Raw genomic sequence first — 22971 nt, 5'->3', positions numbered from 1 at the left:
CCATAAAGTAGCCCCCTGTGAAAGGCAATAGGATAAAAACATGCCGCTGACATTGCCGTTACAACTAAAGCTTGACCCCACAGCGCAGCAACATTATGACTCTGTCATTACATTGTTACTGCATAAGATGGCGGTGCTGTCGCTCCCTGCAGTTGTTGGCATCAGTGGTGCTCAGGGTAGTGGGAAAAGTACGCTGGCAGCATTGTTAGTACAGCAGCTAACCCTGCACGGCATCAAAGCAGCAGCTGTGTCGCTTGATGACTACTATTTGAGCAAGGTGCAGCGTACGCAGCTGGCGCAGAGTATTCATCCTTTGCTGGCACTGCGCGGGGTGCCGGGTACCCACAACATTCAGCAAGCTATTAAAGATGCTTACGCAGTGCTGGCGGGAGAGGCCGTTACGCTGCCGAAGTTTGATAAAGCACTGGATGAACCGGCTGCGCCTTTGCCGTTGCAACAGCTGGATATACTGATTGTTGAAGGCTGGTGTGTTGGTGTTACCCCACAAACAGAGGCTGAATTGGCTATGCCGGTAAATACGCTGGAAGCCAGTGAGGATGAAGATGGCCGCTGGCGCCATTACATTAATGCGCAGCTTGCCGGGCCTTATACTGAATATTGGCATTTACTAAAATCGCTTATTTGGCTGCAAGCACCCAACTGGGATTGCGTATGCCGCTGGCGCGCCAGGCAAGAGCAACAGTTATGGCAACAACGCGGCAGCGGCATGACAGATATCGAACTGGCACGCTTTATGTTGCCGTTTCAACGTTTAACGCAGGCCGGTTGGCAGCAGATGCCGCAGCGGGCTAATAGTATTATCACTTTAGATCAGCAACAAAATATGACGTTAATTACTGGCAGATAATTAACCAAACAACAGAAGAGTATATGGAATTAGCAATTGACAGCGTTGTCATTTAGCCGTTAGGCTGTTTTTTAAACAAAAAACGGGGAAAATTATGCGCTATTCATCATTTGCTGTATTGCTGCTACTGGGCGGTTGTGGGCCAGCTACGGTTACCAATTCAAATCAAACTGCGGCAATGCCTGATCAAACTGGTTTGATGTTTGACGATTTTAACTACACCAGTGCTGAGGCGTTGTTTGCCAATGGCTGGACTGCCCGCACCGAAACCGGCCATCCCGGTATTGCTGCTGCCACCTGGTCGGCAGAGGGCATAAGTGTTCACCCTGCACCAGAGCAAGCGCAGTTCGGCATTGCCCGTATGAGCTCGGTCACGGATGGTAGCGGTGCCGGCACACGCCATACGCAAATTTGTCATGCGCGTAAATATTTGTACGGCACCTATGCTGCACGAGTGTTTTTTCGCAACGAGCCCACTTATGGTGCGGATGGCGATGAAGTGATCCAGACCTTTTATGCTATAAGCCCGCTTGCCGCACCACTGGATCCGGATTACAGCGAAGTGGATTTTGAGTATCTGCCAAACGGTGGTTGGGGCGAAAACAGCGATAGTGCGATGTGGACCACCACCTGGGAAACCTTTCAGTTAGAGCCCTGGACTAAAGTGAACGAGTTTAGCCGCGTACCGGGTGATTATGCCGGCTGGCATACGCTGGTGATGAATGTAACGTCAGAGTCGGTGCGCTACTATGTTGATGGTAGCGAAATTGGCGAGCACAGTGCCGCCGTGGCGCCGGAAGTGCCGATGTCGATGAATTTTAACCTGTGGTTTATGCCTAAAGGCGCCGACGGCTCTGTTGGTCCGATTGATTCAGCTGAGCCCAGGCAGTATCAGCAGGACATTGACTGGGTTTTGCATGTTGAAGATCAATTACTCAACACCGCTGAAGTTGAAGCCAAAGTTGCTGCGCTGCGCGCTGGCGGACAACATGCTGTGGACGAGGTTGCCGACAAAGGCTTAGCGGCCTATTGCGGTTTATAAACCAAGGTAGTAAATATTCTTATGCTGCTCCCCGGCTGCAGAAATGCAGCCGCTTTTACTCAGCGATGTTTACAGTAGCGTATCGTAGCTGCCTTTCTGGCGTATATGTCAGTGCTAGTTGCTGCCGGTGTTTGCCGGCAGCTTAGTGCTGGGACAATTGCTTAGTCAAAGTCCGCGGCCAGCGCATCTAAATGCGCCAACTCAATGGCTTTTTGATGAACCTTTTTTTGCAGCCGGTAAATGCCAAACACACAGGCCGGCGATACGATCAGGCTGTAAAATAGCAGCATGGTAAGTGGGGTATCGTCCAGTTGCCACAGGTGCAAAATCCACAGTACCAGCGTAAATAACAGTAGTGCCAAGCAGCTGAGCTGGGTATAGCGATAATGCTGTACATTAAGCTGGCAGGCCCGGCGGCGAAATTGCAGCAAGCCGTTGCTACTCCAGTTGTCATAAGCCAGTATTGGCCGGTGTATCTGCCAGCTAATATATGCTGTACTTAAGGCCCCAAGTGCCAGAAATAGGGCTGAAACTCCCCCTAGCCAGCCAGGCAGGTTAAATAATAACCACACTGCAGTAATAGCCATAATAACCGCCCCGAGCCACTCGCCATACATCAGCAATTTTTGCTCGCGCAGGCGCTGACTGGCCTCGGCTAAATCAGTGGTGCTTGGAGCCGCCTCGTCCGCAGGTTGCTGCTGCCAGCTTTTCGCCAGGGCGTCAAAGTCAAAGTTATCTGCCATTTTGCATCAGCTCCATCAATTCTGTTTTGGCGCGATTAAGCCGCACCCGCACTGCACCGTGGCTAATTTGCAGAATATCTGCAATCTCTGGTGCATCTAAATCTTCCATTGCCAGCAAAATCACCTGCCGGTTAGCTGCAGACAATTGCCTTACGGCTCGCATTAACTGCTGGCTTTGTTGTTGTTCACCTAATAGTTCTGACGGGCAATCATCCAGCATCTGTTGCTGTAATTCGTCATCCAGTGGCTGCCACTTATGCCGCTGTGCACGGGCTATATGATCGACAGTGACATTGTGCACGATACGAAACAGGTAAGCGCGCGGCATTTCTGCAGCTTTTAGCCTGTCTGCCGCCTGATGCAATGCCAAAAAAATATCCTGTTTTAAATCTTGCCGCGCTGCCGGATCTGCCTCGTTGGCCATTAAAGCACGGCCAATGGCGCCCTGGTGTTGCTGCCATAGTTTCAAAACGAAATTGGTAGCGTTTTGCCCGCTGTTGGGTGCTGTTATCAAACGATGACGCCCTTTTATTAAGTCTGTCTGAGTTACGCAGCTTTTACCGCGCCTACCCGTTTAGTCTGTTAAGTCAGACCAAGTGTTACACAAATAAATAAAAAAATAATCTGTAACACCTGACAAAAAATCAACGACTTAATCAGCAAATACAGAAAATAGCAGGAGCCTTACCTTGAAAACAATAAACTTGAAAAAATCATTACTTGTCTGTTTGGTCGCAGGTTTTTCATCGCAGCTGGTGCTGGCAGATAATTTAAGCGCTGTTCAGCAAGACACGGTGCTGTATCACAACGCTACCTTGCTAAATCCGGCAACTGAGCAACAGCTTAACGACGGTTGGTTGTTGGTAAAAAATGGCAACATAGTGCAAATGGGGCAGCTTCAGGCAGATGCCGGCTTACCTGAGGCGGCAAATCAGATTGATTTGCAGGGCCAATATGTCATGCCTGGCTTGATTGATGTTCACCTGCATTTGACCGCCGGCCCACCACGGGTGGTGATGCAGGACGGTAAGCCAGCACTGACATTGCAAGGCAACAGTGAAATGACCCGTTATCACGCCATCAGTACGCTTGCCACCGGCGTGACCACGGCTTTTAGTCCGGCGGGCGACGCGGCTGCGAATGCTGAGTATCTGCGTCAACAGCAATCAGGGAGTTGGCCTGGGCCAAAGCTCAGCTATGCTGGTTATATCTTTGAACCCACGCCGATTTTAGGAGGCTCTGTACATCCGAAAGATGAAGCCGGTTGGCAGGTAGAAATAGCTAGCCAAAAAGCGCAGGGGGCCGATTACATCAAGCTTTATGCGGGTCTGAGTAAAGATGAGGTGGCAATGGGCGTGCGCCTGGCTAATGAGGCAGGCTTGAAAACAGTCGCGCATCTGGACAGTGTTAGTTGGCAGTACGCGGCAGAGCTCGGCGTTGATATATTAACCCATGCTCTGCCAACCAGTGCTGAGCTGTTAACCGGGGCATCTAAAGTCTCTTATCTTGCTGAAAGAAAAAATCTGCTTAATCAGCGATTTATTTACAGCTGGTTCCAGCATGTAGACTACGACAGTGAGCCAGTGCAGCGATTGATCGGCAGCTTAGTTAAGCAACAAACCCGGATTGATTTAACGTTGGTTGTTAATGAATTGTTATATTTCGCCCGCGAGTTAGACGCGCTTTATTCTGAGGATGATATGTGGGTATTTCACCCACAGATGCGCAAGCGTTGGCGCGCAACGATGGCGGCGCCAAGTTATGACTGGACAGCAGAAGAATTTACTACTGCGCAGCAGCAACTACCAAAAGTACAGCAATTGTTTAAACGTTTATTTGACGCCGGCGTGCCATTAGCCATCGGCACTGACAGTGTAGCCAGCGGCCCCTTTTATCTGCGTGAATTACAACTTAGCCAGGGTGCAGGTTTAACGAACTGGCAAATATTGCAACTGGCTACGATAGGCGGCGCCCGCCATCTGAACCTGGCTAACACCGGCCAGCTTGCACCAGGCTTTGTTGCTGACTTTATTGTGATGCGAGCTAATCCGCTTACCAATCTTACTGCGCTAAATACTGTGCACACCGTGGTGCAGCAAGGCTACGCCTGGCGCGTTGAAGAACTAAAAAACCAGTTGGAAAACCTGACCAAAATTGAACTGTAAATCTGATTAGCAAATTTATCTTACACATGATGAGGAAATAATAATGGAAACCCTACAACACTTAATAACACCATTGACAACCGCTTGGTACCAGGTCGATAGCAACGAGTTAGTATCTTTCGGCATCTTTTTTGCGGCAATGTGGCTGATTGCCGTGGTGCTTGAAGCTGCAGTTAAAAAAGTAACAAACGAGGACTAAAACATGGAAACTATAAACCACTTTATCGCCACCTTCAGCACGGCCTGGCAACAAGCTGATGTACTGTTTTTAGTTGGCTTTGGTCTGTTCTTTTTAACGGTGTGGTTTTTACCCAGCCTGCTAGCGCTGGCGTTTAACCGCCAGCATTTTGGCAAAATTGCACTGCTAAATATTCCGGCCGGTGTTTCCTGGATTGCCTGGCTGGCGCTACTGGTGTGGGCCGTTACCGGAAAACTCAGCAATAGGCTGGCCACTAAAGCCCGGTTAAAACCGGTGCTGTAATTCCCAGTGCTGCGTTACAGAGCAACACGATCGCCTTCATTTAAAATCAGCAGCGGCACCTTACTGTTTAGCCGCTGCTGCATATAAAGTAAACGCAGCAGTGGTGAGTGTGAACTGTGATCCCCCATCTGCCAGCTGGCATTGCCGTACCCCCAGGGGATCATCACTTTACAGCCCAATTCTTCCGCTACCATGAGTGCATCTTCTGGTGTCATATGTACGGCGCGGTAATTTGGCCCATGGTAAGAGGCTATGGGCAGCAGGCAAATATCAATAACACCATACCTTTGCCTTATGTCGTTAAAATGCTGTGAATAGCCGGTATCACCGGCAAAAAATAGCTTTTTATCGCCGTGTTGAATTAGCCAGCCTGCCCACAATGCTTGGTTTTCATCACTTAGGGTACGGCTGTTAAAGTGACGTGCCGGTACAGCATCAATGGTTAGCTTGCCCTGTTGCGCGCTGCTATACCAAGCCATTTCAGTGACTTGATAGCCGCCGTTTGGCATGTATGCTGCCATACCGTAGGGCAAATAATAATGAGCGCTGGTGCCAATAAGTTTAATATCGCGGGTACTAAAGTGGTCATAGTGCAAATGCGAATACAGTACAGCATCAGTGGCAGCCAATTGTTCTGGGCTAAGCTCAGGCATAGTAGGTCGAGCCTTAGTGCCAAAGAGGTGTGCAGCCCAGTTAACTGGCCAGTCAAACTGACCGGTTACCGGGTCTAGCAAAAGTTGCTGACCGTCTGGTGTATTAATACTGAAACTGGCGTGCCCTAACCAGTGCACGCTAAAACCGGTTTTTAACTCCGGTGATGCTTTAGCGCCGGTATAGCGACACTGCTCTGCTGGCGTTTGGCACTCTACTAACGGGTGAGGTAAGTAGCAATCCTGCTCACAGTTGGCAGGGTACGGAATGTCACCGCGGTACATATTTTGAAAATAGGCTTTATTTTTTACGATATCGGCGGCGTTATCTGGTATTCCGTTAAGCTGTTGCACGGTATTTGATGTGCTGCATGCGCTCAGTAGCATTAAACTACCCAGGAGTGTCGTTGCGAGAACGAATGTCAACTTCATGAATAATCCTGTAGGTTCAACTAAGTTTGGCGCGGGGTGGTTACAAGTGCAGAGTGAATAAATTTAGCCGTTACCGGGCAATATGCCCGGTAGTGGTTTTGTATAACGTGCAAGCAATAAGGCTTAGTTAAGCGTTATTAAGCTTTTTCTCCAGCTTTTCAATTTTTTCCTGAGCCTGTTCGCGGTAACGCGTTAAGCGCTCAATGGTTGACGCGGCATTGTCTTTTACAAAACTAACTTGTTGTTCAAGTTGGGCTCTTTCTTTCTTCAGCTTTTCTTTTTCCAGCTGAATATCGGCAACTAAATCACGCTGTTGCTGTAATTCTTCGCGTAACTGGCGAATGACCTCGCGTTGCTCCGACTGATGACCCGCGGTAATAGCACTTTGCTCTTTTAACATGGCATTGTTGGTGCGCAGCTGTTCCAATGTTGCCTGAATATCTTGTGAGTCATCTATTTCAGTAGACTGCGCTTTTTGCATGGCATCTAACTGTTCTTGCGCTTTAACGGCATTGTCGCGCTGTACGTCAGCTTCACGGCGAATATGATCAAGCTCTTTATTCAGCTCGCTAATTTGTGTATTAAGCGCATCTAACTCTTGCTCTTGCTGTGTAATTCTGGCTTGGGCTTCATCGTTATTGGCTTGCGCCTCAACAACTACGGTACCTTCTTGTTGCTGTACCTGCTCTAGTTTGCTTAGCGCCTGGTCACGTTCAGCGCTCAGCTGCTCAACCATTTGCTGCGCGCTTGCCAGTTCTTGCTGTGCAGTCTCAAGATCAGCTAATAACGCGCTATTCGCTGAATTGTCGGCTGCGGATGCTGTGGGTGTAACTCCGTCATCCTGATCATTCAATGCTCGTTGCGCTTGCTCTAACTGAGCTTGCAATCGTTTATTTAATGCTACTGCCTGAGTTTCGGTCTTGGTTGCCTGCTGAAGTTTATTTTCAAACTCACTTAACATTGCCTCGAGCTCTGTAACATCATGCTCGCGTGTTTGTAAGTCTTGCTGTAACTTTTTGCTGGTTTTATGTGCAGCGGCTAACTCTGCTTTAACTTTTTCTTCGGCTTGCTCCAGCGCTTTCAGCTGCTGTTCTGCTTGCTGTGCTGCTTCTAATTTGGCTTTTAACGGTTCTAACTCTTGTTCGTTAGCCGCCAGTTCATCTTGCAACTGCTGAAGCTTTTGTTGGTTAAGCTCTTGCTCGCCTTGCAGCTGTTGTTCCAGTTCATCTTGTGACTGTTGCAGGCTGATTATTTTTAACTGTAACTGTTCTGCATCTTGCTTTGCTTGCTCAGTTTCTTGTTTCGCGGCAGCCAGGTCTTGCTCAGCTGTCTGTAGCTGTTGTTGTACTTGTTCAAGAGCCGTTTTCTGAGACTGCAGTTCTAATTCGGTCTGCTCAATAGTATCCAGTTGTTGCGACAATTGCGATCTGGCGTCATCCAGTTCCTGCTGCTGCGCTTTACCTACAGCCAATGCCTGGTCGCGTTCTTCTATAAGGCTAGAGTACTTTTCGGCTTGAGTTGAAAGCTGCTGCTGTTGCTGCTGCAAACTGGATTCTAACTCCGTTTTGCGCTGTTGCAGTTGCTCAACTTCCTGTTGTAACTCTCGGTTGTGTTCAGCCGCCAACACTTCAGCTTGCATAGCTTGTTGCAGTTGCTGATTTAGCTGGTCGGTTAATTTTTTCGAATGCTGGGCGGACTCGCGCTGAAACGCTGCGACAAAATCTTCACTAAACATGCTCTCACCAGTCGTCGTTGGTGGCGCTACATTGGCTTGTTCATTCCGCCATTTTTGGTAATGCACTACCAAACTGGCTTGAGCACCAGGTACTTGAGAAATTAAATAATCTAATGAAACAGGCTTGCCTGTTTTATGCAGTTCATCACAGATCTTCTTAACTTCACTATATTGCATCGCTCTACATCCAACTGACGGGGGTGAAAACCTAAAAACTACTGGCTTATACTAAGCAATCATTCTATGCACTTTTTTCTTAAAACCAACTTTTAATTACATTTTTTTTGCATCTTAACGTTCAAACAACTAAAGTGCTGTTTAAAATTACAGTTGTGATGCCGCAATGAAACTTTATATCGCCGAAAAACCCAGTTTAGGCAGAGCCATCGCTGCAGCATTGCCTAAGCCACAGTTTAAAGAGAATGGCTTTATCCGATTAGCCAACGGTGACGTCGTTAGTTGGTGTGTTGGCCACCTGTTGGAGCAAGCTGAGCCACATGATTATAGTCCGGATTTTAAACGCTGGCAGGCAACGCAATTGCCTATAGTGCCGGATAAATGGCAATTAAAAGTTCGGAAATCAGCGCAGCAGCAACTGAATGTAATTAAAAAACTGTTAAAACAAGCAGATAGTGTAGTTCATGCCGGAGATCCTGATCGAGAAGGTCAATTGTTAGTTGATGAAGTTCTTGCATTTTGCGGTGTAACGGGCGAAAAATTAGCCAATACACAACGCTTATTAATTAACGATCTTAATTTGCCCGCGGTGAAGCGAGCGTTAACGCAGCTTAAACCTAATAAGGAGTTTGTCCCGTTATCAACGTCAGCATTAGCGCGTAGCCGGGCTGACTGGTTGTATGGGCTGAATATGACCCGTGCTTATACTCTGCAGGGGCAAAAAGCGGGCTATCAAGGCGTGTTATCCGTCGGGCGCGTGCAAACCCCGTTATTGGGCCTGGTAGTAAAGCGGGATAAGGATATAGCAGACTTTATCACTAAGCCGTTTTTTCAGGTTATAGCTGAACTCGAGACGCAAGATAAGCAGCAATTTTCAGCATTGTGGCAACCCAGTGCTGCCTGCTTGCCCTGGCAAGATGACGCAGGCAGGGTGTTGTCAAAAGCGCTGGCTGAAAAAGTACAACAAAAAATCAGCGGTGAAACGGGAGTAATTAGTAAACTAGAGCATAAAGATGGCAAACAGGCTCCACCCTTACCGTATAACTTATCGACATTACAAATAGATGCTGCCCGCCGCTATGGTATGACAGCGCAGCAAGTGTTGGATACCTGCCAGCAATTGTACGAAAAACATAAATTAATTACTTATCCGCGTTCAGATAATCGCTATTTACCTAAAGATCAGTTGAAGCAAGCCCCAATGGTATGTCAGGCCATTGCTAACAATGACTCTGAGTTAACAGCCGTTGTGGCATCAGCAGACATGCGTTTGGTAAGTAAGGCGTGGAATGACGCCAGAGTTGAAGCGCATCATGCCATTATTCCAACAGAAAAGCGTCAGTCTGTCACTCAACTAAGTTTAGCGGCACAGCGGCTGTACCAATTAATAGCCCGACAGTATATGGCGCAGTTTTATCCTGCATTTTGTTATAGCGATACTCAAGTTGATGTCACCCTGGCTGGCGGTTGCTTTATAGCTAAAGCCAGAACACAGATTCAAGCAGGATGGAAATCGCTGTATCGCCGTGAGAATGAAAATCACCAGGATACGGATAAAGCAGAACAAGCTTTGCAACAAACTGCATTACCCAAGCTTCAGCTTGGGCAGCAACTGGTTTGTGTGGGCAGCCAAATGTTAGAAAAGCAAACCAAGCCAGCGCAGGCATTTAATGATGCCAGTCTGTTAAGTGCTATGACAGGCATTAGCCGCTATGTTACCGATGCAACTATCCGTAAAATATTACGTGACACTGATGGATTGGGAACCGAAGCAACGCGTGCTGGGATTATAGAGCTACTGTTTAAACGAGGCTTTTTACGCCGGGAGGGGAAAAATATACATGCTACGCAGACTGGCACGGCTTTAATCAATGCGTTACCGGTGCAGGCAGTACTGCCTGATATGACAGCACGTTGGGAAGCGGCTTTAAATGCCATTTGTCAGCGCCAGCAAAGTTATCAAGGGTTTATGCAGCCTTTGGTTGCACAATTGACTCAGCTGGTCACTGAAGCTGCGTTTGTATTGCCAAGCGGATTACCGATGGGGCAACCCGCGCGCTGGAAACGTAAGAAACCAGCAGTTGGGAAAAATGGCAAAACCCGTTCTCGTCGCACCAGCAGTGACGCTGGAACAGCTGGCAAACGTAATTAATTGTTACTTAGCTGGATTTTACTTTGGAGCTTGTTTTATGCTGCAGCGCAAATTGCGGAGAGTATCATTATGTCGATAAAAGCGGTAAATGCACTGCTGGTAAGCCTCGTGTTAGGCTGCAGCACCCTGGCCCAGGCTACTGTTGTAGAAGTTACCACCAACGTAGGTAAGTTCGAAATTAACCTTTATGATGAGTCAACTCCGGTGACAGTACAAAACTTCCTGAGTTATGTGAAATCGGGACGGTACGATGGCACTGTGATCCATCGTTCAATACCTGGCTTTGTAATCCAGGGGGGGGGATTTAAGTTTGATCAGCAATTGCCATTAAAAGCCACTGCGACAAACGCGCAGATTGTCAACGAGCCAAAATGGTCAAATGTGCGAGCCACTATTGCGATGGCAAAGCAGCCGAATAACCCCAACAGTGCGACGAATCAGTGGTTTGTTAATTTAGCTAATAATGCAGCAAATTTAGATCAACAAAACAGTGGTTTTACCGTATTTGGTCAGATCAGCAGTACCGACATGGCGGTTGTTGACGCTATTGCTGCGCTGCCTCGCTACAATTTTAGCGGTATCATTGATTTGCCACTGCGTAACTATACTAATTCCGACCGGGATGATAACAAGCCTCTTGTTGCGGACAACCTTGTGACGATAGAAACGATGGTTGTCGTTGATGAGCGGGTTAATACTGTTGCAGGTTTGACACTGGTACCAAATACCGCACCGCCGCCAACTAACCCTGACGACAGCAGCGGTGGTAGCTTTGGTTGGTGGTTGTTCCCCCTAAGTATGTTACTGTTTAAACGGCGTATGCGATAGCCAGATTGAGTACCAACCCAACGGAGCGATAAGCTCCGTTTTTGTTAGTTATCGTATTATTCTGTTCTAAAGCATCTGGTTAGCTAAAAATCTTTCTGTAGTTTTACTGGTCAAGTTTACGATGTCATCTACACTTATCTCACGGCACAATCTGAAACAGGTTCAGCCATTGTAGCGATGAGGGACAGCCTAATGATCTTGTTAGTTGGTGGAGAGAAAGGCGGCAGCGGTAAAAGCTGTCTGGCGCAAAACATTGCAGTGTACTTTTCCCGTGAGCGGAACGCTAACGTCATGCTAGTGGATTGCGATCCGCAGCGCACCTCATCTGATTGGGTGCAAGAGCGGCATACAGACGCAGAGTTGCCCTGGATTAACTGTGTACAGATGTATGGCAAAATTCGTTACGAATTAAAAAGCCTGGAAATGCATTACGACGTGGTGATTGTTGATTGTGGTGGTCAGGATAGTGTGGCGCTTCGATCTGCAATGGTGGTCGCCAGTCATGTTGTCTTGCCGTTGCGGCCAAAACGTCGTGACTTAAAGACCTTAGAACATCTTGAAGACTTGGTTAGTGCATGTAATGTAGTAAACCCGGATATGATTGTCGGCTGTGTTATAACCCAATGCCCATCGCTGCCTAATCAGGCCGGGCGCATTCTGGAAGCGAAAGAAGTTTGTAAGTCATTCAATATTCGGGTGCTTGATGCCATTACTTATAATCGCAATGCCTATGATGATAGTGAAGAAAAAGGCTTGTCAGTGATGGACGTAGAGCCCAATGGCAAAGCGGCGCAGGAAATCCGTGATATAGTGACTGAACTACTGGCAATGAAGGCGATACAAGAAGATGGCGCTGACCGATCTGAAGAAAAAGTCGCAGCCGCACGGTAAACCCGGTTTTACGGCAGACGAATTTATTGATGATGCTAACAATTATGCGATGGGCATGCCACGTATTGTTAGCATGCGTCAACCTACTGCAGAAGAAGTTGATGACACCACATGCTTACCCATGCGTCATGCTACGTTTACCCTAAGCCAGGAGGCGATAGAAGCCCTTACAGAATTGAGTTTGGCAACAGGTGAGGCTAAATCAAAATTAATCCGCAAGCTCATTTTACAAGCCAGCAAACCGGTTAAGCGGCAGCTGGCTAAAAAGAAAAAGTGACGCTGCAATAAAGCCTATTTAGCTAAAAAAGCATATCCGGCAAGAAATGCCGTTTCCTGAAACACTTTTAAGCCCGTGTCTCTAAAATCTACCGGCAGGGGATATTGTTTAATTTTTTCTTTCAACTGTGTAGCACTAATAATACTGCATTCGCAGCCAGCAATAAGTTGTAGCGCAGTTTCAATTTTAAAACCAACAGCACCGCCTGCAAATTTGCCCTTTTGTGGGCGCTCTTTAATAACTAACTGAGTAATTTGGTAATCTTCAATAAACTTGGCAAAGGTGAATTGAAAATGCCGCATTTGTTGTTGATCCTGGTCTTTACTCAGGGCGAAACGATTTTGCCGGCAATCGGGCAATTCGAACAATCCGTCTTTTAATGTCATCAGGCAGATAATAGCTTCGCTGCCCTTAATCTCTATTCCGCAGGTGCGCATCAGGCGTCCTTTACTTAAGGTTTAATCAAATTTTGATAATGTTTTTCAATAACTGTACAGCTTTGCTTTAGTGGGTCACCAAACAGTATGGGGTTAAAATCTTTGTTAATACAAAAATTACGGCGAAACTTTTTCAGGCTGTCAATGGTCTCACTGGACTTGTCCAAATAGTCACGTTGGCTATCACCCCACTCCTCGGCTAAAGCGAACAGCTCCTTACGTGTTTTACGTAGCACAGCCTCTTTACTGTCACCTGCAGCAGCAATGTTATCTTCTATAAGTTCCAATAGCTGCTCTTTATAAGGTCTAAGTAAGCTGCTATCAGAAAAGGTGATAAGCAACATTACAATAAGCACTAACCATAAAAACTTCTTCATTGTTTTGGGTACTCCAAAAATTACTAAGGCTATTGTATAGAATCGTAACGCAGTCTGCATCGATGCGGTAATGATATCTGTATATTGTAAACCTTGTTTGCAGTTAAAGTTGAATTCGTAAACTTAGTTTGCACTTTCGCTGTGGGACAACTAACAAATTCACCGGTAAAGTGCTGCGGCATGGATATTGCTTTGTTTCAGGTCAAAAATTACCGTGCGCAAGCTGTTATACTTGGCAGCACGTGCAATTGGCAGCATCGGGGTTATCAGTGGAACACCAGAAAATAGATATAAAGAATATTCCCGTACACGTGGAAGTGCATAAACCCGAATCGGCAAAAGCAGCAGCTTATAATCCACGGGACCGTATATACGTGCGGGCAGTTAAAGGCTTACACCAGGCCATTCGTCGTTACATGGGCTTTGTGTTTATGGGCCTGTTTATGTTGCTGCCCTGGTTAACGTTCGATGGGCATCAGGCTATTTTATTGAATATTACTGAACAAAAGTTCAACATATTTGGTTTAACGCTGTGGCCACAGGATTTCACCATTCTGGCGTGGATTTTTATCATCGCCGCTTACGCATTATTTTTTATTACCGCATTTTATGGTCGGGTGTGGTGTGGCTATTTATGCCCACAGTCGGTTTGGACTTTTATCTTTATTTGGTTTGAAGAAAAAATTCAGGGTACACGTAATCAGCGGATGAAATTGGATGCCGATCCTTGGTCTGCCAGTAAATTTTTAAAAAAAGCGGCGACGCATTTTTGTTGGCTGGCGTTTTCGTTGTTAACGGCTCTTATTTTCGTTGGTTATTTCACCCCGGTAGATAAGCTATTTATTGAGTTTTTCACCTTTCAATCTGGCTTCTGGGCCGTCGTAACAGTGTTGTTTTTTACCCTGTGCACTTATGGCAATGCGGGCTGGATGCGAGAAATAATGTGCACCCATATTTGCCCTTATGCGCGTTTTCAGTCCGCTATGTTCGATAAAGATACCTTTACGGTAACCTACGATGAAAAACGCGGTGAAAACCGGGGCCCGCGCAGCCGAAAAGATAAAGATTACAAAGAGAAAGGGCTTGGCGACTGCATTGACTGTAACTTGTGTGTACAGGTATGCCCCACGGGTATCGATATCCGCAATGGTTTGCAGTATGAATGTATTAACTGCGGTGCCTGTATAGATGCGTGCGACGATACCATGACCAAGATGGGCTATCCTACCGGGCTCATTAGTTATACCACTGAACACAGCTTAAATGGCAAGCCTACGCGAATATTACGGCCAAAACTGGTGGGCTATCTATTTATACTTATTGCAGTGTGTGCGGCATTTGCCTGGACGCTATACAGCCGGGTGCCGCTGGAGATGAACATTATCCGTGATCGGGGCGCTTTGTATCGGGAAACCAATGACGGATTAGTAGAAAACACCTATACCTTAAGCATTTCTAATAAATCACAGCACAGCGCGGTGTTTAATCTAAGTGTTAATAACGTGCCGGGCTTGCGTTGGATTGGTCCTGAGCAGGTTACGTTACTGGGCGGTGAAACTACTAGCGTGCCAGTAAGCCTGGCACTGGATCCGGATAGCACTGACGCTCATTCGTTAGAAATGACGTTTACCGTACAACAGCAAGGCGATACCGGTGTACAATTGCAGCAATCGACCACGTTTTTCCTGGGACATTGATGACGGCTTTTGATTTCAGCACGTTACAGCCAGACCTATTGCTTGATGCCCTGGCAGATAAAGGCTTGGATGTAAGTTCGGGTTTAACCGCCTTAAACAGCTATGAAAATAGGGTGTACCAGTTTAGTGCTTACCGCGACGGGGCTGCACTGCCAGAAAAATTTGTCGTAAAGTTTTACCGGCCGCAGCGCTGGACCATGGAACAATTGCTGGAAGAGCATCAGTTTGCCTATGAGCTGGCGAACGCAGATATACCCGTTGTTGCCCCACTGCAATTTAGCGGCCAGTCATTATTACAGTATGGCGGATACCATTTTGCTGTGTTTCCCAGCCGTGGTGGCCGTACGCTTGAAATAGACAATGATGAACAACTTGCCATGTTGGGGCGATTTCTTGGCCGTATGCATCAGGTTGGCAAAAGCAAACCCTTTAGCCACCGCCCCCAATTCAGTGTCGAAAGTCATTTGTTGCAAAGTCAGCGCGAACTGCAAAGCTTAGCGCTAATTCCAGCTTATCTACGTCCTGCATTTGACACCGCCCTTGAGCATGTTATTGCACTGTGCGTTGAGCAATATAAGCCGAAGCAGCTTATTCGATTACACGGTGACTGCCATGCCGGTAACTTGTTTTACGTTGATAAGGGGCCGTTCTTTGTTGACCTGGACGATTGCCGTATGGGCCCGGCGATACAAGACTTGTGGATGATGTTATCCGGTGATCGCCATCAGCAGCGTGATACATTAGAACTGATGCTGGAAGAATATGAACAGTTTTGTCAGTTCGACCCCGCAGAGCTTAAACTGATTGAGTCTTTACGCGCCATGCGTATGGTACATTATATGGCGTGGCTGGCTCGTCGTTGGCAAGATCCTGCATTTCCAATGAACTTTCCTTGGTTTGCAACAGACAAATACTGGGAGCAACAATGCTTGGCATTGAAAGAGCAGTTATTTTTACTGCAGCAAGCCCCACTTTCGTTAGTGCCATGCTACTGAGTTTTTGTTAAGCTGAGCTGCAGTTATAATACGTTGCGCGGAAGCGAATTTCGTAGATGGTCTGCGTAAGTTGATGTTTTAAATAACCTAAAAGAAGTGCAGTAGAAGCTAACGGGCTTTTGCTGGCGAAAGATTCATAAGGGATAGTACTGATGAAGAAATTTTTTGTAGCCTGCTTTTTAATGGCGGCGTTGCCACTGACTGCATTCGCTGATGCCAAGTTTGAAGAAGGCAAACATTATGAGGTTATTGCCGAGCAAGTAACACCTAAAGCCGAAGTAAAAGAGTATTTCTCTTTTTATTGTGGTGGCTGTAATGCATTTGAACCCGTAGCACAAAGCGTTGCGCAAAAACTGCCAGAAGGCGTTGAGTTTAAAAAGTCGCATGTAGATTTTATTCGAGCAGCCTCGCCTGAGCTGCAAAATACTCTGGCGCGTGCATATCTGGTAGCGAAAAAACTGGGTAAAGGCGATAAAGTGGCCAGTGCTATTTTTAATCAAATTCACCGCTACCGTGCACCTTTTGCCAATGAGCAGGAAATTCGTAGTTTAGTGTTATTGCATGATATCGACGGCGAAACCTACGATAGCGCGATGAAAAGCTTTTCAGTTCGCGGCGCAGCTAATCAAATGAAAAAAGAGCAGGACGCTTTATCAGAAAGCCGGGTTCTGTCAGGAGTACCAATGTTGGTGGTTAATGGTAAATACAAAATCATTAACAAAAGCTTAGGCCAATCCAACATGGAAGCGGAACTGGTCGACTTGATTAATTACCTGTTAGAAAAAGACGCTAAAACAAGCTAACCTGAGCTATTGATTGGTCAGCCTAGATAAAACGCCTCGAATACAGAGGCGTTTTATTTTGTGCTTTAGCGGGGCACATCAATTCGCCGCTTAACATATTTCAGCTGCGCCACTATGGTAAAGGTCATAATCACCAGCAATGACCAAGAGCTCCACTTACCCAGATGCACAACCGACCAGGCCCCAAGTTGATTAGGGTAATTCCATAACCCCATAAAGGTGCTGATGTTTTCTGCCAACCAGATAAAAAAGCCCACTAAAACAAAACCCAGTAGTAACGGCATGCTGCGCTCGCGATCTAGTGGGGTAAAATACACCACGCTGCGGGCATATAAGCCCAGTGTTGCAGCAGCAATGTACCAACGGTAATCACCGATATAATGATGCGTAAAAAAATTAGTATAAATTAATAGCGCAACCACTACTGCCATCCAATACGGCGGGTGGTGCACTACCCGTTGCTGCAATAAACGCCAAATCTGAATAATATAACTGCCGACAGCAGCATACATAAAACCGGCAAACAAGGGGACGCCGAATACTTTACTGTAAGCAAAGTCTGGATAGCTCCATGATTGGATAGCACCTGAGGTTTTAAAAACCTCCAGCGCAAAGCCTACAAGATGAAACAAACTAACCGCTTTTAGCTCGTCTACGGTTTCCAGTTTGCTCCATACCATCCAAAATTGAATTAACAATGCCAGAACCAACAGCATATCGTAACGTGGTATGCCCATAATACCGCTGCGAGGCACCAGTAATACCGAGGCAAAAAACAGTGCGACAAATAAACATGCCCGCGCCTGCTTCAGACCAAAAAACCAAAACTCCCAGCAAAAGCGGGTAAAACCGACAGTGTTCGCGGGCGGGGCTGCCTGCATTAACCATTGATCCAGCCGGTTAACAGTGGCAGTAGAAAAGGCTGACATAAGGTTCCTTGGTGTTGTGAAAACGGACACTAAGCGTTTTAAGGCACAGGCGAAGCGTTATGTTAAAGTGATTGCCTGAATTAAGGCTGACTAACACTATGATAACCATGCCCATATTAGCCAAAGGTTTTGGCGATGCCAACGCCGGTATCCGCGTTTATATTGCTAAACCACCGCCAATGGCGGAGTACGGTAACTTAGCAATGGTGCAACCTTTGCACAGTGGCGAGATCGCGCTGATAAACCAAGCCTGTGGCAACGGCTGGCGTAAGGTGTTTAATGTCTACGCCAAGATGTTATTTGCATTGAACCCAACGCAGTTTTCTTTTTCACAGCAGGCCAGCAGTTGGCAGCAGTATCGCGATACGTTTTTACTGCAGGGCGCCAGCAGCACGGCGCTATTGTTTAGCATGCCAGAGGTGCCGGCATCAACGAAAACAGTACATATTATTGCCGGGCGCACTCACGCCAAGGCGTTACTGGACGCCGGCCTAGCAGCACAGCTGAGCTGGCTGAATAATGAGTTTGCTGTCGATCAACACAACCGGCTGTTAGTCTGTCCTTATTTTGACTACCGGCAACTAAACAATGAAAAATTGGCTTTTCTGGCACAGCTGATAAAGGCTTTAGATGACTAACGTGGATTTGACGACGCAGCTGCAAAAAATCAGCGGCTTGTTGCAGCCATATCAGTTTGGTATTGGTGGCAGCTGCCTACTTTGGCGGCTTGGACTATAAACTGAACCAAAAGATATTGATATCGTCTGCACAGAGCAGGATTTTAAGGCCATTTTCCAGGTGTTATCCGCCGAATTTCAGCAGCAGTATAGTCCTGCTCATCCGCAGTATGTGTCTGCGCATTTTGCCCGTTTCAGCCGGGCTGGTTGGCCTGATATCGAGTTGATGGCGGGTATAGCGGTAAAGCGAAACAATGCAATAGTCAGTTGGACCTTTAAGTCACAGCGCTGCCACTGGCAAGATGACATCTGCTGGATGCCTCCGGCAGATTGGTTACAGCTTTATCAGCTGTTTGACCGGCCTCAGCGGGTGGCGCAGTTAAGGCGCTATTTGGTGCGACTGCGCTTAAACAGCCTGAGTTAATCGGCTATTTCTACCGCCGTGGGCACTAACTGATAGGCATCCGGCTGATCTTCACCTTGTGGCCATAAATTTACCGTGCCAGTGGCATAAGCGGTTTTGCCTTTGGCGCTTAACGGAAACACCATTTCACCATCACGCACTTTAATCCTAAACGGCATCGTTGAGTTATCAGCAGTAAACTTCATCCAACAGCCTTGCTTAGAGCATACCGAATCAACAGTGCCGCTAATGGTAACTACTGTATCTAAAAAGCTTTTAGGTTGTGTTAGCAATTGTTCTACCGGCATTACCATGGTTTTATCTACGGCATCTCCAAACACTAACGCCGCTTGAGTGGTAAATATCAGGCTGGAAATAGCCAGCGTAAATAGTGTTTTGAGCATACTTATTCTCCCGATTGTTTGCGATATTCTGGCGCTTTTCTATAAAAAAGCAAAGAGGCAACAAAAAGTAACTGTAATGCAAACTGCATGTTTGCAGAAGGCGCCTGGCGCAACGGCCGCTTTTCCAGGCACTGTCTGGCTGCGATGCTTACACTGCGTTATTGTAACTTAATTGTATTTAATTTGAGCGATTAGCTCCATGCATGCATCTTTTTGTAGACTTTTTGTTTACATTGTTTTTTCCCCTCTGTAAGATGCGCGCCGCTATCACCAACTTAGGGAAATTAAACAATGACGTTAAAGTACGTATTACCTGTTATCGCGCTGGCCGCATCTGCTGCTGTATCTGCTGAAGACTATCAAACTTTTGTTACTGTAGGCGCTGACCACTACCGAGTAAGTGGTGAAAGCGAAACTAACTGGGGTGTCAAAGGTCAGCATTACTTTAATAAAATCAACACGCTGGGTCCTTTAGACCAATTTGGTTTCATTCTTGCTGAAACAAATGTTACTGCCGATTACTCACGTAGATTTGACAGCAATTTTTGGAGCGTCGGCGGAGAATATTTTGTAGAAAACGGTTTAATGTTATCTGCCAAACACCAGAGCGCAGGTGATTTTGATGCAACGACAGTAGGTATTGGTTATCTGGTATCGAAAGACTTACTGGTAAAAGTTGAAGCCATAAAGCCAGAAGACGGTGACACCGACTTTTTATTATCTGCCCGTTACAACCACCAACTGCAAGGTAATGACTATATTGGTTTTACTGCCTTCGCAGATGACGAGTTTGACTACTACGGCGTAACCAGCAAATATTTTAGCAGCCTGGGTGATGAGCGTTACCTTACTGCAGAAGTCACTGTAGAAAGAAGTGACGACGAAACATTGTGGGCTTTAGCGAGCAACTACTACTTCAGCAAAATGACGTCTGTTGGAGTAACTTACAATAAAGCCGACAGCTACAGCCTGACTGCTAAGCATTTCTTAACGCAAAACTGGGCTGTTGAAGCACGTTTTGCCAGCAACACTGATATTTCAGAACTGAAAACATACAGCGTAGGCGTTACCGGCCAGTTCTAAGTTTCCTTGGTAGCTACACTAGTGCGTTTGGGGCAACCGTTGTTGCCCCTTTTTTATTGGTTTAAACCAGCAACCCACCTCGTTGTTAAAATTTAAAATTGTCATATTTGCACATTTAGGCTATATTTTGTGCAAATGAAGCATCTTGAGGTGGTCGATGACAGCGCTATTGCAACCGGTTAGTACACCGGACGAAGTCCTTGCCAAGGCCGTGTTAAATGCGGCTGATCAATTGGGTTTGAAACAGGCTGAGCTTGCCGCAGTACTAGGCATACACCGCACGGCAGTAAGCCGCCTCAAGCAGGCATTGTCACTTGATCCCAAATCAAAGCAAGGTGAGTTAGCGCTATTACTTATTCGCATTGCCCGTGCGGTATATGCGCTAACGGGGGGCGATGCCGCCTGGATAAAACATTTTATGCATTCACCCAACCAACTTACCGGAGGCATACCGGCACAACAGGTACAAACGGTACACGGGCTAATGCAGGTACTGCACTTTGTTGACGCTATAAGAGGTAAGTTGTGATCTGGCAAGCTTGCCAGGGCGCACAGCATATCAAAGCCCTATCCGGCAGGCTGTTTCGTTTGGTAGAAAGCCAGGAGCACGCTGCGACGCTCAGTTTAGTCGACAACCTGGCCGAACAAGCTTTGCTGGAACAATTATTGGAAGACACCAAGCCAGCACTGCCACCTGCAGCAGAAAGCCTGCATTATTTGCTTAAAACACCGTTTCGTTATCCACCGCTAAAATGGGGTTCACGTTTTGGCGGCATAAACGAGCCCAGTATTTTCTACGGCGGTGGCTCTGTAACAGCGGCACTGGCAGAATCCGCTTACTATCGCTTAGTCTTTTGGCAATCTATCGCCGCGCCACCGGTTAAAGCTATGCTGCGTTCTGCGCATACCTTGTTCAGCGTAGCGTATCGCACCAAACAGGGCATATGCTTTCATCAACCGCCATTTAATGCGTATCAGGCGGAGCTAACCAACAAAACTCATTACCAGCAAACCCAACAGCTGGGCAGCGCCATGCGCGCCGCCGGCGTTGAACTCTTTGAATATCAGTCTGCCCGTACAGCAACCAACCAGCACTGTGTCGGCCTGTTCACCCCAACTGCTTTTGCCACACTCCAGCCAGATAACAGCAGCCAGTGGTTATGCGAACTAAGCGCACAGCAGGTGGTGTTTAAACAACACGGCGAAACGCAGTTACACGCTTTTAGCGCAGAACAGTTTTGGGTAGAGGGTAAACTACCGTTACTGGCGTGAGAATGGGTGCAATCCAGTGCTGTAACGAGCTAAGTTAGCAAACTAACAATATAAAACGCACAAAAGGGGAAGCGAGTGGCAGCATTACACTGGACCAGACAACAAAGTTTGGTGGCGTTTAGCTTGTATAGTCGTTTATCTTTCGGCCGCTTTCATTCCAGAAACCCAGAGATTATTCAATACGCAAACTTAATTGGCCGCACACCCTCGGCGTTGGCAATGAAACTGTCCAATATTGCTAGCTTAGACCCAGCTATTACGTCAACAGGACGATCAGGTTTAAGTGGTGTCTCCAGTTCAGATAAAGCGATGTGGCAAGAAATGCAGCAAGACTGGGCTGCTTTTGCTATTGCTATGGCGCAAGCCGAAAAAGAGCTTTCTGCTGAAAAAGAAACCGCAATGAAAGACGGTTCAGAGAAACTAACGACAAAGTTAGCGGAAGTAAAAATACGAATTGGTCAGCAGTTTTTTCGCAGTGCCGTATTGAGTGCTTATAATCAGCGTTGCTGTATCAGCGGTTTGGCTAACCCTAAATTATTAGTCGCCAGCCATATCGTACCTTGGTGCGCGGACGAACATAATCGGCTAAATCCACACAACGGTTTAGCACTGTCGGCGTTGCATGATAAAGCCTTTGATTTAGGATTAATTACCGTCGATGAAGATTATAGAGTAGTAGTTTCCAGCCAAAATTCCGATGCAAAAGATCCGTTCTTTACTGCCGCCATTGCCAGCTTTCACGGTAAGCCTATTGCGCTGCCAGAAAAGTTTTATCCAGCAGCTCAGTTTCTGGCTTTTCATCGTGAGAATGTTTTTCAACAAGTCTGACAACCTCACCACACTGTTATGCGCATAAAAATGTGAAAACCCAACACTTTTCTGCGCATAAAAGTGTAGTAACAAACAAACTTCCGTTACTAAATCACTGCAAGTAGTATGATACAACGAAGAAAAAAGCCTGGATGACTTATATGCAAACCCTGGAACTTAAAATCCCACCTGTTGTGCTGGTAGCGCTGTTTGCTTTAGTCATGTGGCTGGTATCTCAGCTGGTGCCAGCTTTGGCGTTACCCATGCGCTGGCGGCTGCTATTAGCCGGCATTTTTTCCATTGCCGGTATAGCGGTAGCACTGTCAGGTGTGTTGGCGTTTCGCCGGGCGAATACCACGGTAGACCCACGCGTACCGGAGCAAAGCTCTAGTCTGGTGATCCGTGGCATTTATCGCTATAGCCGTAACCCAATGTACGTTGGTTTTCTGTTGTTGCTTTTAGCCTGGGTTTGTTACTTAATGAATATGGCGGCGCTTGCATTACTGCCGCTGTTTATTTGGTATATGAATAGGTTTCAGATAACGCCTGAAGAGCACCATTTGCTACAGAAGTTTGGCGCCGACTATCAGGCGTATATTAAGCAGGTACGGCGCTGGTTATAAGCGCCGCACACAGTTTAACC

General features: G+C 46.8%; 26 protein-coding genes and 2 pseudogenes. 20 read left to right on the top strand and 8 right to left on the bottom strand.

The features are described from left to right. Nucleotides 1-40 precede the first annotated feature (40 nt). Entirely contained in the window at nt 41-868 is an 828-nt protein-coding gene (locus H595_RS21430) for a kinase (protein ID WP_156885893.1), read from the top strand. 94 nt (nt 869-962) lie between these two features. Then, on the top strand, nt 963-1910 hold the full coding sequence (locus H595_RS21425) for a glycoside hydrolase family 16 protein (protein WP_051219686.1): 948 nt from the start codon (nt 963-965) through the stop codon (nt 1908-1910). A 161-nt stretch (nt 1911-2071) separates the two neighbouring features. Here H595_RS21425 and H595_RS0100885 read toward each other — a convergent pair whose 3' ends face one another. Both H595_RS0100885 and H595_RS0100880 read right to left on the bottom strand, forming a co-directional pair. Then, nucleotides 2072-2653: a hypothetical protein gene (locus H595_RS0100885; RefSeq protein WP_027669485.1), complete on the bottom strand. Its 582-nt coding sequence runs from the start codon at nt 2651-2653 to the stop codon at nt 2072-2074. After that, a complete protein-coding gene (locus H595_RS0100880; RefSeq protein ID WP_027669484.1) occupies nt 2643-3167 on the bottom strand; it encodes an RNA polymerase sigma factor in 525 nt (174 codons plus the stop codon). The genes H595_RS0100885 and H595_RS0100880 overlap by 11 nt, the downstream gene beginning before the upstream one ends. Nucleotides 3168-3342: 175 nt before the next feature. Here H595_RS0100880 and H595_RS0100875 point away from each other — a divergent pair, with 175 nt between their 5' ends. From H595_RS0100875 to H595_RS0100865, 3 genes are read left to right on the top strand one after another with little or no spacing between them, the layout of a single operon-like run. Continuing rightward, on the top strand, nt 3343-4818 hold the full coding sequence (locus H595_RS0100875) for an amidohydrolase family protein (RefSeq protein WP_027669483.1): 1476 nt from the start codon (nt 3343-3345) through the stop codon (nt 4816-4818). Between the two features lie 43 nt (nt 4819-4861). After that, entirely contained in the window at nt 4862-5017 is a 156-nt protein-coding gene (locus H595_RS24235) for a hypothetical protein (protein WP_169338530.1), read from the top strand. 3 nt (nt 5018-5020) lie between these two features. Then, nucleotides 5021-5299, top strand: a complete 279-nt coding sequence (locus H595_RS0100865; RefSeq protein WP_027669482.1) for a superinfection immunity protein — start codon at nt 5021-5023, stop codon at nt 5297-5299. Nucleotides 5300-5313: 14 nt separating this feature from the next. Here H595_RS0100865 and H595_RS0100860 read toward each other — a convergent pair whose 3' ends face one another. Further along, nucleotides 5314-6381: an MBL fold metallo-hydrolase gene (locus H595_RS0100860; protein WP_027669481.1), complete on the bottom strand. Its 1068-nt coding sequence runs from the start codon at nt 6379-6381 to the stop codon at nt 5314-5316. 127 nt (nt 6382-6508) lie between these two features. Next, a complete protein-coding gene (locus H595_RS0100855) occupies nt 6509-8293 on the bottom strand; it encodes a coiled-coil domain-containing protein (protein ID WP_027669480.1) in 1785 nt (594 codons plus the stop codon). Nucleotides 8294-8459: 166 nt separating this feature from the next. Here H595_RS0100855 and H595_RS0100850 point away from each other — a divergent pair, with 166 nt between their 5' ends. The 4 genes from H595_RS0100850 (at nt 8460) to H595_RS0100835 (ending at nt 12441) form a co-directional block, all read left to right on the top strand. Beyond that, entirely contained in the window at nt 8460-10445 is a 1986-nt protein-coding gene (locus H595_RS0100850) for a DNA topoisomerase III (protein WP_027669479.1), read from the top strand. 69 nt (nt 10446-10514) lie between these two features. After that, nucleotides 10515-11273, top strand: coding sequence for a peptidylprolyl isomerase (locus tag H595_RS0100845; protein WP_027669478.1), 759 nt, complete (start codon nt 10515-10517; stop codon nt 11271-11273). A gap of 192 nt (nt 11274-11465) precedes the next feature. Continuing rightward, on the top strand, nt 11466-12164 hold the full coding sequence (locus H595_RS0100840; protein WP_027669477.1) for a nucleotide-binding protein: 699 nt from the start codon (nt 11466-11468) through the stop codon (nt 12162-12164). Continuing rightward, on the top strand, nt 12121-12441 hold the full coding sequence (locus tag H595_RS0100835) for a hypothetical protein (protein ID WP_027669476.1): 321 nt from the start codon (nt 12121-12123) through the stop codon (nt 12439-12441). The genes H595_RS0100840 and H595_RS0100835 overlap by 44 nt, the downstream gene beginning before the upstream one ends. Before the next feature lie 14 nt (nt 12442-12455). On the opposite strand, the gene H595_RS0100830 is transcribed toward H595_RS0100835, so the two are convergent. Further along, a complete protein-coding gene (locus tag H595_RS0100830; protein WP_027669475.1) occupies nt 12456-12878 on the bottom strand; it encodes a DUF3010 family protein in 423 nt (140 codons plus the stop codon). Nucleotides 12879-12892: 14 nt separating this feature from the next. Then, a complete protein-coding gene (locus H595_RS0100825) occupies nt 12893-13255 on the bottom strand; it encodes a hypothetical protein (RefSeq protein ID WP_027669474.1) in 363 nt (120 codons plus the stop codon). 269 nt (nt 13256-13524) lie between these two features. Between H595_RS0100825 and ccoG the strand changes: the two genes are divergently transcribed. From ccoG to H595_RS0100805, 3 genes are all read left to right on the top strand, one after another. Next, a complete protein-coding gene (ccoG, locus tag H595_RS0100815) occupies nt 13525-14952 on the top strand; it encodes a cytochrome c oxidase accessory protein CcoG (RefSeq protein WP_027669473.1) in 1428 nt (475 codons plus the stop codon). Beyond that, nucleotides 14952-15947 (top strand): serine/threonine protein kinase, encoded by a 996-nt coding sequence (locus tag H595_RS0100810; protein ID WP_027669472.1) that lies wholly within the window; start codon nt 14952-14954, stop codon nt 15945-15947. Before ccoG ends, H595_RS0100810 begins: the two co-directional genes overlap by 1 nt. A 152-nt stretch (nt 15948-16099) precedes the next feature. Then, a complete protein-coding gene (locus H595_RS0100805; RefSeq protein ID WP_027669471.1) occupies nt 16100-16750 on the top strand; it encodes a thiol:disulfide interchange protein DsbA/DsbL in 651 nt (216 codons plus the stop codon). A gap of 65 nt (nt 16751-16815) precedes the next feature. Here the strand turns inward: H595_RS0100805 and H595_RS0100800 are convergent, their stop codons facing one another. Further along, a complete protein-coding gene (locus tag H595_RS0100800) occupies nt 16816-17679 on the bottom strand; it encodes a DUF817 domain-containing protein (protein WP_027669470.1) in 864 nt (287 codons plus the stop codon). A 98-nt stretch (nt 17680-17777) separates the two neighbouring features. Here H595_RS0100800 and H595_RS0100795 point away from each other — a divergent pair, with 98 nt between their 5' ends. After that, nucleotides 17778-18317 carry a DUF6942 family protein gene (locus H595_RS0100795; protein ID WP_027669469.1) on the top strand — a complete coding sequence of 180 codons (540 nt, stop codon included), beginning with the start codon at nt 17778-17780 and terminating at the stop codon, nt 18315-18317. 160 nt (nt 18318-18477) lie between these two features. Then, nucleotides 18478-18780 carry a hypothetical protein gene (locus tag H595_RS24515; RefSeq protein ID WP_240474801.1) on the top strand — a complete coding sequence of 101 codons (303 nt, stop codon included), beginning with the start codon at nt 18478-18480 and terminating at the stop codon, nt 18778-18780. Here the strand turns inward: H595_RS24515 and H595_RS0100785 are convergent. Continuing rightward, nucleotides 18777-19163: a DUF4920 domain-containing protein gene (locus H595_RS0100785; protein ID WP_205623141.1), complete on the bottom strand. Its 387-nt coding sequence runs from the start codon at nt 19161-19163 to the stop codon at nt 18777-18779. The two genes, H595_RS24515 and H595_RS0100785, sit on opposite strands and share 4 nt — an antisense overlap. A gap of 291 nt (nt 19164-19454) precedes the next feature. Between H595_RS0100785 and H595_RS0100770 the strand changes: the two genes are divergently transcribed. The 6 genes and pseudogenes from H595_RS0100770 (at nt 19455) to H595_RS0100750 (ending at nt 22951) form a co-directional block, all read left to right on the top strand. Further along, nucleotides 19455-20246 (top strand): putative porin, encoded by a 792-nt coding sequence (locus tag H595_RS0100770; RefSeq protein WP_027669467.1) that lies wholly within the window; start codon nt 19455-19457, stop codon nt 20244-20246. A gap of 157 nt (nt 20247-20403) precedes the next feature. Continuing rightward, a pseudogene (locus tag H595_RS24750) lies at nt 20404-20547 on the top strand (antitoxin Xre-like helix-turn-helix domain-containing protein); the annotation flags it as partial. Between the two features lie 84 nt (nt 20548-20631). Further along, nucleotides 20632-20775 (top strand): annotated as a pseudogene (locus H595_RS24745) (MbcA/ParS/Xre antitoxin family protein); the annotation flags it as partial. After that, nucleotides 20772-21518, top strand: a complete 747-nt coding sequence (locus tag H595_RS0100760) for an RES family NAD+ phosphorylase (RefSeq protein WP_027669465.1) — start codon at nt 20772-20774, stop codon at nt 21516-21518. The pseudogene H595_RS24745 and the gene H595_RS0100760, both read left to right, overlap by 4 nt. A 75-nt stretch (nt 21519-21593) precedes the next feature. Next, complete coding sequence (locus H595_RS0100755) at nt 21594-22346, top strand: HNH endonuclease (RefSeq protein WP_027669464.1); 753 nt, start codon at nt 21594-21596, stop codon at nt 22344-22346. 143 nt (nt 22347-22489) lie between these two features. Next, nucleotides 22490-22951: a methyltransferase family protein gene (locus H595_RS0100750; RefSeq protein WP_027669463.1), complete on the top strand. Its 462-nt coding sequence runs from the start codon at nt 22490-22492 to the stop codon at nt 22949-22951. Nucleotides 22952-22971 lie beyond the last annotated feature (20 nt).

This window comes from Rheinheimera baltica DSM 14885 (assembly GCF_000425345.1).
Classification (GTDB): domain Bacteria; phylum Pseudomonadota; class Gammaproteobacteria; order Enterobacterales; family Alteromonadaceae; genus Alishewanella; species Alishewanella baltica.
This window is presented reverse-complemented; position numbering and strand designations above follow the sequence as displayed.

What these genes read in the sequence shown, in the direction of transcription:
- H595_RS21430 (WP_156885893.1), top strand. Translation starts at nt 41, where the DNA reads ATGCCGCTGACATTGCCGTTACAACTAAAGCTTGACCCCACAGCGCAG.
- H595_RS21425 (WP_051219686.1), top strand. Translation starts at nt 963, where the DNA reads ATGCGCTATTCATCATTTGCTGTATTGCTGCTACTGGGCGGTTGTGGG.
- H595_RS0100885 (WP_027669485.1), bottom strand. Translation starts at nt 2,653, where the DNA reads ATGGCAGATAACTTTGACTTTGACGCCCTGGCGAAAAGCTGGCAGCAG.
- H595_RS24235 (WP_169338530.1), top strand. Translation starts at nt 4,862, where the DNA reads ATGGAAACCCTACAACACTTAATAACACCATTGACAACCGCTTGGTAC.
- H595_RS0100865 (WP_027669482.1), top strand. Translation starts at nt 5,021, where the DNA reads ATGGAAACTATAAACCACTTTATCGCCACCTTCAGCACGGCCTGGCAA.
- H595_RS0100860 (WP_027669481.1), bottom strand. Translation starts at nt 6,381, where the DNA reads ATGAAGTTGACATTCGTTCTCGCAACGACACTCCTGGGTAGTTTAATG.
- H595_RS0100855 (WP_027669480.1), bottom strand. Translation starts at nt 8,293, where the DNA reads ATGCAATATAGTGAAGTTAAGAAGATCTGTGATGAACTGCATAAAACA.
- H595_RS0100850 (WP_027669479.1), top strand. Translation starts at nt 8,460, where the DNA reads ATGAAACTTTATATCGCCGAAAAACCCAGTTTAGGCAGAGCCATCGCT.
- H595_RS0100845 (WP_027669478.1), top strand. Translation starts at nt 10,515, where the DNA reads ATGTCGATAAAAGCGGTAAATGCACTGCTGGTAAGCCTCGTGTTAGGC.
- H595_RS0100840 (WP_027669477.1), top strand. Translation starts at nt 11,466, where the DNA reads ATGATCTTGTTAGTTGGTGGAGAGAAAGGCGGCAGCGGTAAAAGCTGT.
- H595_RS0100835 (WP_027669476.1), top strand. Translation starts at nt 12,121, where the DNA reads ATGGCGCTGACCGATCTGAAGAAAAAGTCGCAGCCGCACGGTAAACCC.
- H595_RS0100830 (WP_027669475.1), bottom strand. Translation starts at nt 12,878, where the DNA reads ATGCGCACCTGCGGAATAGAGATTAAGGGCAGCGAAGCTATTATCTGC.
- H595_RS0100825 (WP_027669474.1), bottom strand. Translation starts at nt 13,255, where the DNA reads ATGAAGAAGTTTTTATGGTTAGTGCTTATTGTAATGTTGCTTATCACC.
- H595_RS0100810 (WP_027669472.1), top strand. Translation starts at nt 14,952, where the DNA reads ATGACGGCTTTTGATTTCAGCACGTTACAGCCAGACCTATTGCTTGAT.
- H595_RS0100805 (WP_027669471.1), top strand. Translation starts at nt 16,100, where the DNA reads ATGAAGAAATTTTTTGTAGCCTGCTTTTTAATGGCGGCGTTGCCACTG.
- H595_RS0100800 (WP_027669470.1), bottom strand. Translation starts at nt 17,679, where the DNA reads ATGTCAGCCTTTTCTACTGCCACTGTTAACCGGCTGGATCAATGGTTA.
- H595_RS0100795 (WP_027669469.1), top strand. Translation starts at nt 17,778, where the DNA reads ATGATAACCATGCCCATATTAGCCAAAGGTTTTGGCGATGCCAACGCC.
- H595_RS0100785 (WP_205623141.1), bottom strand. Translation starts at nt 19,163, where the DNA reads ATGCTCAAAACACTATTTACGCTGGCTATTTCCAGCCTGATATTTACC.
- H595_RS0100770 (WP_027669467.1), top strand. Translation starts at nt 19,455, where the DNA reads ATGACGTTAAAGTACGTATTACCTGTTATCGCGCTGGCCGCATCTGCT.
- H595_RS0100750 (WP_027669463.1), top strand. Translation starts at nt 22,490, where the DNA reads ATGCAAACCCTGGAACTTAAAATCCCACCTGTTGTGCTGGTAGCGCTG.